At 75.1% G+C, this 13464-nt stretch carries 12 protein-coding genes; 11 read left to right on the top strand and 1 reads right to left on the bottom strand.

All coding sequences use genetic code 11. The annotated features are described in order from the left end of the window. Positions 1-38: 38 nt before the first annotated feature. From dop to hisF, 7 genes are all read left to right on the top strand, one after another. Positions 39-1646: a depupylase/deamidase Dop gene (dop, locus tag HGCM_RS13155; RefSeq protein ID WP_019137299.1), complete on the top strand. Its 1608-nt coding sequence runs from the start codon at positions 39-41 to the stop codon at positions 1644-1646. Positions 1647-1743: 97 nt separating this feature from the next. Next, entirely contained in the window at positions 1744-1932 is a 189-nt protein-coding gene (locus HGCM_RS13150) for a ubiquitin-like protein Pup (protein WP_019137298.1), read from the top strand. A gap of 6 nt (positions 1933-1938) precedes the next feature. Continuing rightward, positions 1939-2787 (top strand): proteasome subunit beta, encoded by an 849-nt coding sequence (prcB, locus tag HGCM_RS13145; protein WP_019137297.1) that lies wholly within the window; start codon positions 1939-1941, stop codon positions 2785-2787. Further along, positions 2784-3485 (top strand): proteasome subunit alpha, encoded by a 702-nt coding sequence (gene prcA / locus HGCM_RS13140; protein ID WP_019137296.1) that lies wholly within the window; start codon positions 2784-2786, stop codon positions 3483-3485. Before prcB ends, prcA begins: the two co-directional genes overlap by 4 nt. Before the next feature lie 43 nt (positions 3486-3528). Next, complete coding sequence (pafA, locus tag HGCM_RS13135) at positions 3529-4890, top strand: Pup--protein ligase (RefSeq protein ID WP_019137295.1); 1362 nt, start codon at positions 3529-3531, stop codon at positions 4888-4890. 121 nt (positions 4891-5011) lie between these two features. Further along, positions 5012-5896, top strand: a complete 885-nt coding sequence (locus tag HGCM_RS13130) for an FKBP-type peptidyl-prolyl cis-trans isomerase (protein WP_246119458.1) — start codon at positions 5012-5014, stop codon at positions 5894-5896. Beyond that, positions 5893-6663: an imidazole glycerol phosphate synthase subunit HisF gene (hisF, locus tag HGCM_RS13125; RefSeq protein ID WP_019137293.1), complete on the top strand. Its 771-nt coding sequence runs from the start codon at positions 5893-5895 to the stop codon at positions 6661-6663. The genes HGCM_RS13130 and hisF overlap by 4 nt, the downstream gene beginning before the upstream one ends. Before the next feature lie 71 nt (positions 6664-6734). Here the strand turns inward: hisF and HGCM_RS13120 are convergent, their stop codons facing one another. Then, complete coding sequence (locus tag HGCM_RS13120; RefSeq protein WP_019137292.1) at positions 6735-7370, bottom strand: TIGR03085 family metal-binding protein; 636 nt, start codon at positions 7368-7370, stop codon at positions 6735-6737. Between the two features lie 48 nt (positions 7371-7418). Between HGCM_RS13120 and HGCM_RS13115 the strand changes: the two genes are divergently transcribed. The 4 genes from HGCM_RS13115 to HGCM_RS13100 all read left to right on the top strand — a co-directional run bounded on the left by HGCM_RS13115 (position 7419) and on the right by HGCM_RS13100 (position 13258). Beyond that, positions 7419-9413 (top strand): ABC transporter ATP-binding protein, encoded by a 1995-nt coding sequence (locus HGCM_RS13115; RefSeq protein ID WP_147572847.1) that lies wholly within the window; start codon positions 7419-7421, stop codon positions 9411-9413. After that, positions 9410-11194, top strand: a complete 1785-nt coding sequence (locus HGCM_RS13110; RefSeq protein WP_019137290.1) for an ABC transporter ATP-binding protein — start codon at positions 9410-9412, stop codon at positions 11192-11194. The genes HGCM_RS13115 and HGCM_RS13110 overlap by 4 nt, the downstream gene beginning before the upstream one ends. An 88-nt stretch (positions 11195-11282) precedes the next feature. Then, complete coding sequence (hisI, locus tag HGCM_RS13105; protein WP_019137289.1) at positions 11283-11666, top strand: phosphoribosyl-AMP cyclohydrolase; 384 nt, start codon at positions 11283-11285, stop codon at positions 11664-11666. Beyond that, complete coding sequence (locus HGCM_RS13100; protein ID WP_019137288.1) at positions 11663-13258, top strand: anthranilate synthase component I; 1596 nt, start codon at positions 11663-11665, stop codon at positions 13256-13258. The genes hisI and HGCM_RS13100 overlap by 4 nt, the downstream gene beginning before the upstream one ends. Positions 13259-13464: the final 206 nt, after the last annotated feature.

The following is a 13464-nucleotide window of genomic DNA, read 5'->3' as shown; positions in this document are numbered from 1 at the left end:
GTGCGTGCGCGCGGCGGCCGGCCACCTAGGCTGGCGGCGTGAGCGTGCGCCGGGTGATGGGGATCGAGACCGAGTACGGCATCCTCCAGCCGGGGCGGCCGCTCGCCAACCCGATGCTGCTGTCGTCCCACGTCGTCGCCGTGCACGCCGCGGCGCGGGACGGCGCGCGCGGCAAGGCGCGCTGGGACTACGACGACGAGGACCCGCTGCACGACGCCCGCGGCTTCCACCTCCAGCGGGCGTCGGCGCACCCGTCGCTGCTCACGGACGACCCGGCCGCGCCGGCCCCCTCGGGCGACGGCCCGCAGGAGCTGCCGCGCTCCGCGGTCGAGGAGTACGAGGACCCCGGCGCGGCGAACGTGATCCTCACGAACGGTGCGCGGCTCTACGTCGACCACGCGCACCCCGAGTACTCCTCGCCCGAGGTGACCAACCCGCTCGACGCGGTGCTGTGGGACCGGGCGGGGGAGCAGGTGATGCTCCAGTCGGTGCGCGGGCTGGCGAGCAACCCCGCCCTGCCCGACGTGGCGCTGTACAAGAACAACGTCGACGGCAAGGGCGCGACGTACGGCACGCACGAGAACTACCTCGTCGACCGGGCCGTCCCGTTCACCGACCTGGCGGCACGCCTCATCCCCTTCTTCGTGACCCGCCAGGTGTTCACGGGCGCCGGTCGGGTCGGCCTCGGGCAGCGCGGGGAGCGCGCCGGCTTCCAGCTGTCGCAGCGGGCCGACTACGTCGAGGCGGAGATCGGGCTCGAGACGACCCTGCGTCGCCCCATCGTCAACACGCGCGACGAGCCGCACGCCGATCCCGACCGGTGGCGCCGGCTGCACGTCATCGTCGGCGACGCGACGATGCTCGAGGCGGCGACGTACGTGCGCCTCGGCACCACGTCGCTCGTCCTGTGGCTCCTCGAGCGGCAGGTCGCCGACGGCGGCTCCGGCGGCGCGCTCGCCGCGCTGGACCGGCTCGCGCTGCGCGACCCGGTGGCCGCGGTGCAGCAGGTCAGCCACGACCTGACCCTCACGGCCCGCCTCGACCTGGCGGACGGGCGCACGCTCACCGCGCTGGAGGTCCAGCGCGGGTACCTCGAGGCCGTCCGGACGGCGGTCGCGCACGTCGGCGACGAGGTGGACGAGCAGACGGCGGACGTGCTGCGCCGCTGGGAGTCGCTGCTGGACCGGCTGGGGTCCGACCCCGCGACGTGCGCGCGCGAGGTGGAGTGGCTCGCCAAGCTGCGGCTGCTGGAGGGCATGCGGCGCCGCGACCGGCTCGAGTGGGACCACCCGCGCCTCGCGGCCGTCGACCTGCAGTGGTCCGACCTGCGGCCCGAGCGCGGGCTCTACCACCGGCTCGTCGGCGCCGGCGCGGTGGAGCTGCTGGTCACGCCGGAGCAGGTCGCCCGCGCGGTCGTGCGCCCGCCGGAGGACACCCGCGCCTACTTCCGGGGCGAGGCCGTCTCCCGGTACGGCGGCGAGATCACGGCGGCCAGCTGGGACTCGGTCGTCTTCGACGTGCCCGGCTCGAGCACGCTCCAGCGCGTCCCGATGCGCGACCCGCTGCGCGGCACCCGCGCGCACGTCGGCGACCTGCTCGACGCCAGCCCGGACGCGTCCGCGCTGCTCGCGGCCCTGGGCTCCTGACCCCTCCCGTGGACGGCGCGCGGGCGGCGTCCCCGATCGGGCCTAGGGTGGATGCCTAGGGTGCTACCGAGCACGAGCACGACGCCGGGAGGTCAGCATGGCTGGTCAGGAGCAGATCCGTCCGCAGCGCCGGGACGACGAGCCCGACGACGCGCCCGAGCCGGTCGCCCCGACCGTCCAGAACCGCGACGCCGAGGTGGACGCCCTCCTCGACGAGATCGACGACGTGCTCGAGTCCAACGCGGAGCAGTTCGTCCGGGGCTTCGTCCAGAAGGGCGGTCAGTGAGCGCCGATGAGCGTCCCGACACCTCCGCTCGACCGCTCGGCCGGGCGGCTGCCCGACGCCTTCCGCACGGCCGGGTCGTCGTCCTTCGTCGAGTTCCTCACCGGTCACGCCCCGCACCTGCTGCCGGGGAACCGCCCCTTGCCGGTCGGTGAGCTGCAGGTGCCGCACGGCACCACGATCGTGGCGCTGACGTTCCCCGCGGGCGTCGTCGTCGCGGGCGACCGGCGCGCGACCATGGGCTCGATGATCGCCAGCCGCGAGATCGAGAAGGTCTTCCCGGCCGACGAGTACTCCGCGGTCGGCATCGCCGGCACGGCCGGCCTCGCGGTCGAGCTCGTCCGGCTGTTCCAGCTCGAGCTCGAGCACTACGAGAAGATCGAGGGCAGCCTGCTGTCGCTCGAGGGCAAGGCGAACCGCCTGGCGACGATGATCCGGGGCAACCTCGGCCTGGCCATGCAGGGGCTCGCGGTCGTCCCGCTGTTCGGCGGCTTCGACCTGGACCGCCGGGTCGGGCGGATCTTCTCCTACGACGTGACGGGCGGGCGCTACGAGGAGCACGACCACCACGCGGTCGGCTCCGGCTCGGTGTTCGCGCGGGGGTCGCTCAAGAAGCTGTGGCGCCCCGACCTCGACGCGGCGGGCGCCGTCCGCGTAGCGGTCGAGGCGCTGGTCGACGCCGCCGACGACGACTCGGCGACCGGCGGCCCCGACCGCACGCGCGGCATCTGGCCCGTCGTCGCGACGGTGACGGAGTCGGGCTACCTGCGCGTGCCGGACGAGCAGCTGCGGGAGGTCGCCGAGCTGGTCGAGGCCGAGCGCCGGATGACGCACGAGGGCCGCGGGGGTGCGCGATGAGCATGCCGTTCTACGTCTCGCCCGAGCAGCTGATGAAGGACCGGGCCGACTTCGCGCGCAAGGGCATCTCGCGCGGGCGCTCGGTGGTCGTCCTGCAGTACGACGACGGCATCGCGTTCGCCACGGAGAACGCCTCGCGCGCGCTGCACAAGGTCTCGGAGATCTACGACCGCATCGCGTTCGCCGCGGTGGGCAAGTACAACGAGTTCGAGAACCTGCGTGTCGCGGGTGTGCGCTACGCCGACCTGCGGGGGTACTCCTACGACCGGGCCGACGTGACCGCCCGGGGCCTCGCGAACGCGTACGCCCAGACGCTCGGCACGGTCTTCACGACCGAGTCGAAGCCGCTCGAGGTGGAGATCGTCGTGGCCGAGGTCGGCCGGGCGCCCGAGGGGGACCAGATCTACCGGCTCACCTACGACGGGTCGGTGGCCGACGAGCACGGCTACGTCGTGATGGGCGGGCAGGCGGAGCGGCTCGCTGGGCTGCTGGCGGACGGCTGGCAGCCCGGCATGACGCTCCAGCAGGTGCTGGCGCTGGCCGTGCGCGTGCTCGGCTCGCCGACCGACGAGGGCGCCGAGCAGCGCCCGATCCCCGCGCAGCAGCTCGAGGTCGGCGTGCTGGACCGCACGCGCCCCCGGCGCGCGTTCCGCAGGGTGGCCGGGGCGGCGCTCGAGGACCTGCTGGGCGCAGGATAGGGACGGCGGCTCGGTCGGAGCCCGGCGCGGGGAGGAGCACGCGATGGACAGGCGGATCTTCGGTCTGGAGACCGAGTACGGCGTGACGTGCGCGGCCCAGGACGGGCGAGGGCTCTCGGCCGACGAGGTCGCGCGCTACCTGTTCCGCAAGGTCGTCGCGTGGGGCCGCTCGTCGAACGTGTTCCTGCGCAACGGCTCGCGGCTGTACCTGGACGTCGGTTCGCACCCGGAGTACGCGACCGCGGAGTGCGACGACGTGCGCCAGCTCGTCGCCCACGACCGGGCGGGCGAGCGGATCCTCGAGGGGCTCGTCGCCGACGCCCAGCAGCGCCTCGAGCACGAGGGGCTGCCGGGCCGGATCCACCTGTTCAAGAACAACACCGACTCGGCCGGGAACTCCTACGGCTGCCACGAGAACTACCTGGTGCGCCGCCAGGGTGACTTCGCCCGGCTCTCCGACGTCCTGGTGCCGTTCCTCATCACCCGCCAGATCCTCACGGGTGCGGGCAAGGTGCTCACCACGCCGCGGGGCGCCCTGTACTGCCTGTCCCAGCGCGCGGACCACATCTGGGAGGCCGTCTCCAGCGCGACGACGCGCTCCCGCCCGATCATCAACACGCGGGACGAGCCGCACGCCGACGCGGAGCACTTCCGGCGTCTGCACGTCATCGTGGGCGACTCGTCCATGTCCGAGACGACGACGATGCTCAAGACCGGGTCCACCGACCTGCTGCTGCGCATGGTCGAGGCGGGCGTCCCGATGCGCGACATGTCGCTGGAGAACCCCATCCGAGCGATCCGCGAGATCAGCCACGACATGACCGGGACCCACCCCGTGACGCTCGCGAGCGGGCGCACCGTCACCGCGGTCGACCTGCAGGAGGAGTACCTGTCGCGGGTGAGCGACTTCGTCGCGACGCAGGGCGGCGGCACGCCCGAGGTGAAGCAGGTGCTCGAGCTCTGGGAGCGCGGCCTGCGCGCGCTGCGGACCGGCGACCTCTCGCTCGTCGAGCGCGAGCTGGACTGGGTCATCAAGTACCGGCTGATCGAGCGGTACCGGGCGAAGCACGGCCTCGAGCTCTCGGACGTGCGCGTGCAGCGCCTCGACCTCGCGTACCACGACATCTCGCGCACCGAGGGCCTCTACAACCTGCTCGCCGCGAAGGGCCTGGTCGAGCGCGTGACGACCGACCTCGAGGTGTTCGAGGCGACCGCCGTGCCGCCGCAGACGACCCGCGCGAAGCTGCGCGGCGACTTCGTGCGGGCCGCGCAGGACGCGCGGCGCGACTACACCGTCGACTGGGTGCACCTCAAGCTCAACGACCAGGCGCAGCGGACGGTCCTCTGCAAGGACCCGTTCCGCTCGGTCGACGAGCGCGTCGACCGGCTCATCGAGTCGATGTGACCGCCTCCTGACGACGTCCGGCGCCGCGGCGGCACCGGACGGCCCGGCGCCTCAGCCGGGCGCCGTACAGTAGGCGCGGCCGTGCCCGGACGGACGCGGCGCCCCGGGTGGAAGGACGGTCGTGCGACGAGTCGCTGTGGCCGGCGCGATCGTCGCGGCCGTGTCGGTGCTGCTGGCGTGCAGCCCGCCCGAGGAGCCGGTGGCCGAGGTCACGGTCTCCGGCAAGCCCGGCGAGCGGCCGATCGCCACGTACGTCACGCCGCTGACCGTGACCGAGCCCTCGTCGTGGGCGGTGTGGCCCGGCACGGGGGAGCGGCTCGCCGACGACGGCCCGGTCCTGCTCGACTACTGGATCGAGAACGCCACCGACGCCTCGCTCGTGCGCGAGAGCTACTCCACGGGTCCCGCGCCGCGCCTGCTCACCGCGGAGGAGCTCGGCGCCGACCTGTACGCGACGCTGCACGGCCAGCGCGTCGGCGCGCGGCTCGTGCAGCTCAGCCCCGCGGACGCGGAGGGGGGCACGCCCTACCCGACCGTCACGGTGCTCGACGTGCTGCCGACCCGGGCGGACGGCGAGAAGGTGCCGCCGCGCAAGGGGCTGCCCAAGGTCCGGCGCAGCGACTCCGGCGAGCCGTCGATCAAGGGGAGCAAGGCCGACCCGCCCACCGAGCTCGTCGCGCAGCCCCTCGTGCGCGGCTCCGGCCGGCAGGTCGCCGAGGGCGACACCATCACGGTGCAGTACACCGGCTTCTCGTGGAAGACGGGGGAGCCCTTCGACTCGACGTGGTCGGTCGGGCTGCCCGTCTCGTTCTCCCTCGACGAGGTCCCGGCGTGGTCCGAAGGGCTGGTCGACCAGACGATCGGCAGCCAGGTCATGCTCGTCGTGCCGCCGACGTACCGGCTCGGCGTGACCGACAGCCAGGAGCTCAAGGGCCAGACCGTCGTGTTCGTCGTCGACATCCTCGACTCGCGCGCGCCCGACCCCGACCAGGAGCCGACCCCGTGACCCTCGCCGTGCGCGTCATCCCCTGCCTGGACGTCGACGCCGGGCGCGTCGTCAAGGGCGTCAACTTCGAGAACCTGCGCGACGCGGGCGACCCCGTCGAGCTCGCGCGCCGGTACGACGCGGAGGGCGCCGACGAGGTGACGTTCCTCGACGTCTCGGCGTCGGCGCAGAACAAGGAGACGACGTACGACGTCGTCCGGCGCACCGCGGGCGAGGTGTTCGTGCCGCTGACGGTGGGCGGCGGCGTCCGGACGCCCGACGACGTCGACCGCCTGCTGCGCGCCGGCGCCGACAAGGTCGGCGTCAACACGGCCGCGATCGCACGCCCGGAGCTCATCGGCGAGATCGCGCAGCGGTTCGGGAGCCAGGTGCTGGTGCTGTCGGTCGACGCGCGCCGCGTGACGGGGGACGTCTCGACGCCGTCGGGCTTCGAGGTGACGACGCACGGCGGCAAGCGGGGGACCGGCATCGACGCGGTCGGGTGGGCCGCGCGCGCAGCCGAGCTCGGGGCGGGCGAGATCCTGCTCAACTCCATGGACGCCGACGGCACGGAGGCGGGGTTCGACCTCGAGATGATCCGCGCGGTGCGCACGGAGGTCGGCGTGCCGCTGATCGCGTCCGGCGGCGCGGGGACCGTCGACCACTTCGTCGACGCCGCCCGCGCGGGCGCGGACGCGGTGCTCGCCGCGAGCGTCTTCCACTTCGGCCAGCTCACGGTGCGCCAGGTCAAGGACGCGATGCGGGCCGCGGGGGTCGTCGTCCGCTGACCCGGTCCGGCCGGCCGGACGGCCGGGTCGGACCGGTCGACGGGCAGGGTCGGGCGGGTCGGACGGCCGGCTCAGACGGGCAGGGCCGCCGTCAGCGCGTCGGCGCCCGGGCCCTCGACGTGGACGTCCGCCGCCGTGCCGCGGCCGGTGAGGTGCAGGAGCAGCTCGCTGACCTCGCCGCGCACCACCGCGGTGCCCTCGCCCCGCGGGCGGCGCACCCGCGCGCGCACCTCGTCCTCCCGGACGAGGACGACTCCCGCGTGCACGCCGCGCAGGCGCAGCGGCGCCATCCGCACGAGGGAGCGCCACAGGTGGTCGGAGAGCCCGGCGTCCAACGGGCGCGGGTCGGCCGCGCCGGCGCCCCGGCGCACGTCCTCGGTGTGGACGAACAGCTCGACGGAGTCGGCCGCGTCCCCGGCCCACGCCGTCGGGTGCCACGCCGGCGGCCGCTTCGCGACGCGCGCGACGAGGGCGCGGTAGGCCGCGTCGTCCGTCACCGTGGCCGCCAGCTGCTCGACGCGCCGGTCGGCGAGCGACGTGACGCGGGGCAGCAGCAGCCCCAGGCCGACGGCCGGCGAGGTCTGGCGCAGGACGACGTGCGCCGCGAGGTGGCGCGCCTGCCAGCCCTCGCACAGCGTGGGTGCGTCGGGCGGCACCGCCGCCAGGGCGTCCACGAGCTCACGACGCAGCGCCTGGTGCCAGGTCATGGGGGCATGCTGCCACGCGGCGGGGCGGTGTGGGCGGTGCGTGAGAGCATGAGGTCCTTCCCCCCGCTCACCCCCGAGGAGGTCGTCGGCGTGCCCTCGCGTGCCCCTGCCGTCGCCGTGGACCAGCCGCCCGTCGCCCTCCAGGGCTCGGTGGCGCGACGCTCGCTCGGGCTGCTGTGGCGCGGGATCCGCTCCCAGCGCGGCATCTACGTGCTCGCGATCGGCACCTCGGCGCTGTTCGGCGCGCTCACCGTCGCCGTCAGCCGCGCGCTGGGCTGGGCGACGGACGCGGTCGTGGTGCCCGCCCTCGCCGGGGACGAGGCGGCGCGCGCCCGGCTCGGCCAGGCGGGGCTCGTCCTCGCGGCGGTCGCGGTGTCGCTCGCCCTCGCGGTGGTCGGGCGGCGGGTGTGGGCCGGCATGGGCGTCGCCCGCATCGGCGAGGACCACCGGCTGAAGGTGACCCGCCAGTACCTGCGGCTGCCGATGACGTGGCACCGCGAGCACCCGACGGGTCAGCTGCTGTCGAACGCCGGCGCGGACGTGGAGGCGGCGACGGGCGTCTTCAACCCGCTGCCCTTCGCCCTGGGCGTCGTCGTCATGCTCGTGGTGGCGGCCGTCGAGCTGCTGCGCACGGACGTCTGGCTGGCCGCCGCCGCGCTCGTCGTGCTGCCGCTCGCGGTCGTCGCCAACCTCGTCTTCCAGCGCAAGGCCGCACCCGCGGCGCAGCGCGCCCAGCAGCTGCGCGCCGAGGTGGCCGACGTGGCGCACGAGTCGTTCGAGGCGGCTGTCCTGGTCAAGTCGCTCGGCACGCAGGACCGCGAGGAGGAGCGCTTCTCGGCCCGCGCGGCCGAGCTGGCGGCCGCCAACGTGCACGTCGGCAAGGTCCGCGCGTTCTTCGACCCGGTGATCGACCTGCTGCCCAACCTCGGCACGCTGCTGGTGCTGCTCGTCGGCACCGTGCAGGTGCAGGCCGGCCGGGTGGGCACGGGCGACGTGGTCGCGGCCGCGTACCTGCTGGTGCTGCTGGCGATCCCCGTCCGTGCGTTCGGGTGGGTGCTCGGCGAGCTGCCCCGGGGGCTCGTCGGCCACGACCGCATCGCGCGCGTGCTCGACTCCCGCGGCGCGCTGGCGGAGGGCGCCCAGCGCTGGTCGCCCAGCGGGTCCGGGGCCCGCGTCGAGGTCGACGACGTGACGCTGCGCGTGGCGACGCCGGAGGGGCCGTACGAGATCCTCCACGGCGTCTCGCTCGACGTCGCGCCGGGACGCACGGTCGCGGTCGTCGGGCCGACCGGCTCCGGCAAGTCCACCCTCGTGCAGCTGCTCGCCCGGCTCTCCGACCCGACGACGGGCGCCGTGCGCGTGGACGGTCACGACCTGCGGAGCCTGCACCCCGCGGACCGGGCGCGGCACGTGGCGTTCGTCGCGCAGAGCGCGTTCCTCTTCGAGGACACCGTGCGGGGCAACGTCACGCTCGCGGACCGGGACGGCGACGGCGCGCCCGACGACGACGCGGTGTGGGACGCGCTGCGTCTGGCACGCGTCGACGACGTGGTCCGGGCACTGCCCGGCGGGCTCGACGCGCCGCTCGGCGAGCGCGGCGCCAACCTCTCCGGCGGGCAGCGCCAGCGCGTCGCCCTCGCCCGCGCGCTCGTGCGGCGTCCCCGCGTCCTCGTGCTCGACGACGCGACGTCCGCGGTCGACCCCCGCATCGAGCGCGAGATCCTCACCGGCCTGCAGGGCGGCCAGGGTCGGCCGACGGTCGTCCTGGTGGCCTACCGGATGTCGTCGGTGCTCCTCGCGGACGAGGTCGTGCACCTCGAGGACGGGCGCGTCGTCGACCGCGGCACCCACGCGGAGCTCCTGGCGCGCGACCCGGGCTACCGCGAGCTCGCGACGGCGTACGAGCGGGAGAGCGAGCGGCGCGCCGCGGCCCGCGAGGACGCGCTGGACGACGAGGGGCTGGACGGCGAGGCCCTGGACGACGAGGCCCTCGACGACGGGCTCGGCGGGGACGTGCCCCAGGACGCGGAGGTGGACGCGTGAGCGACGCGCGGCTCGCAGGCACCAGCACGCTCGGCGTGCGCGCGACCGTCCGCACGGGCGTGGAGGTGTCGCCCGAGCTCGTGCAGGGCCTCGGGGTCACCCTCGCCCTGGCGGTCGTCGCGTCCGTCGGCCGGGTGCTGGTGCCCGTCGCGGTCCAGCAGACCGTCGACACCGGCATCCTCGCGGCGGGCGGGCCGGACGTGCCGCGCGTCGTGACGCTCGTGGCCCTCACGCTCGTCGGGCTGCTCGCGGGTGCCGTCTGCACGGCGGCGGTCAACGTGCGCCTGTTCCGTTCCAGCGAGGCCGGGCTGCTGACGCTGCGGACGCGCGCGTTCCGCCACGTGCACGACCTCTCGGTCCTCACGCAGGGCACCGAGCGGCGCGGCTCGCTGGTCTCGCGGGTGACGTCCGACGTCGACACCATCTCGCTGTTCGTGCAGTGGGGCGGCATCCAGCTGCTCGTCTCGGTGCTGCAGATCTCGGTCGCCACCGTGCTCATGGCCGTCTACTCGTGGCAGCTGACGCTGCTCGTCTGGGCGTGCTTCGTGCCCCTCGCCCTCGTGATGCCGCGGCTCCAGCGGCGCGTCAACGACCGCTACACGCGGGTGCGGGAGGCGTACGGCGCGATGCTGGGGACGGTCTCGGAGTCGGTCGTCGGCGCGGAGACCATCCGCGCGTACGGCGTCGGCGCCCGGGCGCAGCGCGCGCTCGACGCGACGATCCGTGCGACCCGCGTGGCGCAGATCCGGGCGCAGAACCTCGTCGCGGTGGTCTTCGGCACCGGGACCCTCGTGGCGAACCTCGTCCTGGCGGTCGTCGTGGTCGTCGGCACGCTGCTCGGCGTCGCGGGGGAGCTGACGGTCGGGCGCCTGCTGGCCTTCGTGTTCCTCGCCCAGCTGTTCACGTCGCCGGTCCAGATGGCGACGGAGATCCTCAACGAGCTGCAGAACGCCGTCGCCGGCTGGCGCCGCGTGCTGGGCGTCCTCGAGACGCCCGTGGACGTCGTGGAGCCCGAGGCGCCCACGCCGAGCCGCCGCGGTCCCGCGCGCGTCGAGCTGCGCGGTGTCGGGTTCGCCTACCCGGACGGGCCGCCGGTGCTGCACGACGTCGACGTGGTCGTGCCCGCCGGGTCGACGGTCGCGGTCGTGGGCGCCACCGGGTCGGGCAAGACGACGATCGCGCGGCTCGTCGCCCGCTTCGTCGACCCGACCGCCGGCGCCGTCCTGCTCGACGGCGTCGACCTGCGGCAGATCGCGGGCGAGGACCTGCGCCGACGCGTGGTCCTGGTGCCGCAGGAGGGCTTCCTGTTCGACGGCACGGTCGCGGAGAACGTGGCGTACGGCGTCCGCGGCGAGGACGACGTCGACGCGGTCGTCCGCTCGGCGGTCGAGGCCCTCGGCCTCGGGCCGTGGGTGGAGGAGCTGTCCGCCGGCCTCCAGACCCCGGTCGGGCAGCGCGGCGAGGCGCTCTCGGCGGGGGAGCGGCAGCTCGTCGCGCTCGCGCGCGCCTACGTCGCCCAGCCCGACGTGCTGCTGCTCGACGAGGCGACGTCGGCGGTCGACCCCGCGACGGAGGTGCGGATCGCCCGGGCCCTGGAGAGCCTCACGCGCGGGCGCACGACGCTGACCATCGCGCACCGGCTGTCGACCGCCGAGGCGGCCGACCAGGTGGTGGTCGTCGACGCGGGGCGGGTCGTCGAGGCCGGCCCGCACGCCGAGCTCGTGGCGCGCGGCGACCTGTACGCCACCATGCACGCCGCCTGGGTGGCGCACACGCGCTGACGGCGAGTCCCCGCGGGCCGGACGGCGGGCCGGACGGCAGGCGCGGACCGTGCCCGGCCGGTCCCGCCGCGCGTGGCAGGATCGGGGCGTGCAGCGTGCCTCGAACCTCGACCCGGCGATCGCCGACCGACTCAAGCGTGACGACGACGGGCTGGTCGCGGCCGTCGTGCAGCAGCACGACTCGCGCGAGGTGCTCATGGTCGGCTGGATGGACGACGAGGCGCTGCACCGCACGCTCACCAGCGGCCGCGTGACGTTCTGGAGCCGCTCGCGCCAGGAGTACTGGCGCAAGGGCGACACGTCCGGCCACGCGCAGTACGTGCACGCCGTCAGCCTGGACTGCGACGGGGACGCGCTGCTCGTCGAGGTCGACCAGGTGGGCGCCGCGTGCCACACCGGCGCGCGCACCTGCTTCGAGGCCGGCGGGCCCCTGCCGGTGGTCGTGGGCGCGCGTCCGGAGGGGGCCCGGTGAGCGACGCGACGAGCACCCCGGGCTCCGCCGCGGGCGCGGGCACCGCGCCGGACCCCCGCCCGCAGGTGGCCTGGGGCGAGACGTGGCCGACGCTCGACGGGTTCCGCGACCTCGCGCGCAGCCGGAGGGTGGTCCCGGTGGTCCGCCGGGTGCTGGCGGACGACGTCACGCCCGTGGGCCTGTACCGGACGCTCGCCGCCGGCCGGCCCGGCACCTTCGTGCTGGAGTCCGCGGAGGCGGACGGCACGTGGTCCCGCTGGTCCTTCGTCGGCGTCCGGTCGCGGGCCACGCTGACCGTGCGCGACGGCGAGCCCGTATGGGTCGGCGACGTGCCCGTCGGGGTGCCGACCTCGGGCGACGTGCTCGACGTGCTGGGCGGGACCCTCGACGTGCTGCGGACGCCCGCGATCCCGGGCCTGCCTCCGCTGACCGGCGGCCTGGTCGGCGCGCTCGGCTGGGACATCGTCCGGCACTGGGAGCCCACGCTCTCGCGCAAGGCGCCGGAGGAGCTCGACGTCCCCGAGCTGACGCTGCTGCTCGCGACCGACCTGGCCGTCGTGGACCACCACGACGGCTCGGTGTGGCTCGTCGCGAACGCGATCAACTTCGACGACACGGACGAGCGCGTGGACGAGGCCCACGCGGACGCCGTGCGCCGGCTCGACGCGATGCAGGCGGACCTGCTGCGCCCGGCGCCGCCCGCCGTGTCGGTCCTGGCGGACGTGCCGGAGCCCGAGATCGCGTTCCGCTCCACGCGGGACGAGTTCGAGCAGCAGGTGCGGTTCGGCAAGGAGGCGATCCGCGACGGCGAGGTGTTCCAGGTCGTCGTCTCGCAGCGGCTGGACCTGCCGTGCCCGGCCGAGCCGCTCGACGTGTACCGGGTGCTGCGCACGATCAACCCGAGCTCGTACATGTACTACGTGCAGCTGCAGGACGCCGACGGCCGCGACTTCGCCGTCGTCGGCTCGAGCCCGGAGACGCTCGTGAAGGTCACCGGCGACCACGTGACGACGTTCCCCATCGCGGGCTCCCGCCCGCGCGGCGCGACCCCCGAGGAGGACCGGGCGCTCGTCGACGACGTGCTCGCCGACCCCAAGGAGCGCGCGGAGCACATCATGCTCGTCGACCTGTCGCGCAACGACCTCGCGAAGGTGTGCGACCCCTCGACCGTCGACGTCGTCGACTTCATGGCGGTCAAGAAGTACTCCCACATCATGCACATCACCTCGACCGTGGTCGGGCGGCTGCGCGCGGGCGCCACGGCGCTGCAGACGCTGACGGCGACCTTCCCGGCGGGCACGCTGTCGGGGGCGCCGAAGCCGCGGGCCATCGAGCTCATCGACGAGGTGGAGCCGGCCCGGCGCGGCACCTACGGCGGCACGGTCGGGTACTTCGACTTCGCGGGCGACATGGACATGGCCATCGCGATCCGCACGGCCCTGATCCGGGACGGTCGCGCGCACGTCCAGGCCGGCGGCGGCATCGTCGCCGACTCCGTGCCGGCGCTCGAGTACGCGGAGTCGCGGAACAAGGCGGCCGCCGTCGTCCGGGCGGTGCAGGTCGCCGCGCGCCTGCGGCGACCGGGCGCGTGAGCCCGGCGACGGGGCCCGACGAGCCGCAGGTGCCGGACCCGCACCGCACGCCCGGCCGTGGGGGCGGGACGAGGTCCGCGGGCCGCGGGCGTGCGGCGGTGACGCTCCTGCTGGCGGCGGGCGTGACGGCCCTCACCGCGGTCCCGACGTGGCTGACCGCGACCGCCACGTCGGCCCTGCAGGGCCAGGTGGAGGTCACGGCGTCG

The organism is Cellulomonas massiliensis JC225, assembly GCF_000312005.1.
Taxonomy (GTDB): Bacteria; Actinomycetota; Actinomycetes; order Actinomycetales; family Cellulomonadaceae; genus Cellulomonas; species Cellulomonas massiliensis.
The sequence above is the reverse complement of the archived record's forward strand: the minus strand, read 5'-3'. Positions and strand labels throughout refer to the sequence as shown.

Excerpts from the sequence above, each read along its gene's own strand:
- HGCM_RS13150 (WP_019137298.1), top strand. The coding sequence starts at position 1,744 with ATGGCTGGTCAGGAGCAGATCCGTCCGCAGCGCCGGGACGACGAGCCC.
- prcB (WP_019137297.1), top strand. The coding sequence starts at position 1,939 with ATGAGCGTCCCGACACCTCCGCTCGACCGCTCGGCCGGGCGGCTGCCC.
- prcA (WP_019137296.1), top strand. The coding sequence starts at position 2,784 with ATGAGCATGCCGTTCTACGTCTCGCCCGAGCAGCTGATGAAGGACCGG.
- pafA (WP_019137295.1), top strand. The coding sequence starts at position 3,529 with ATGGACAGGCGGATCTTCGGTCTGGAGACCGAGTACGGCGTGACGTGC.
- HGCM_RS13120 (WP_019137292.1), bottom strand. The coding sequence starts at position 7,370 with ATGACCTGGCACCAGGCGCTGCGTCGTGAGCTCGTGGACGCCCTGGCG.
- HGCM_RS13115 (WP_147572847.1), top strand. The coding sequence starts at position 7,419 with ATGAGGTCCTTCCCCCCGCTCACCCCCGAGGAGGTCGTCGGCGTGCCC.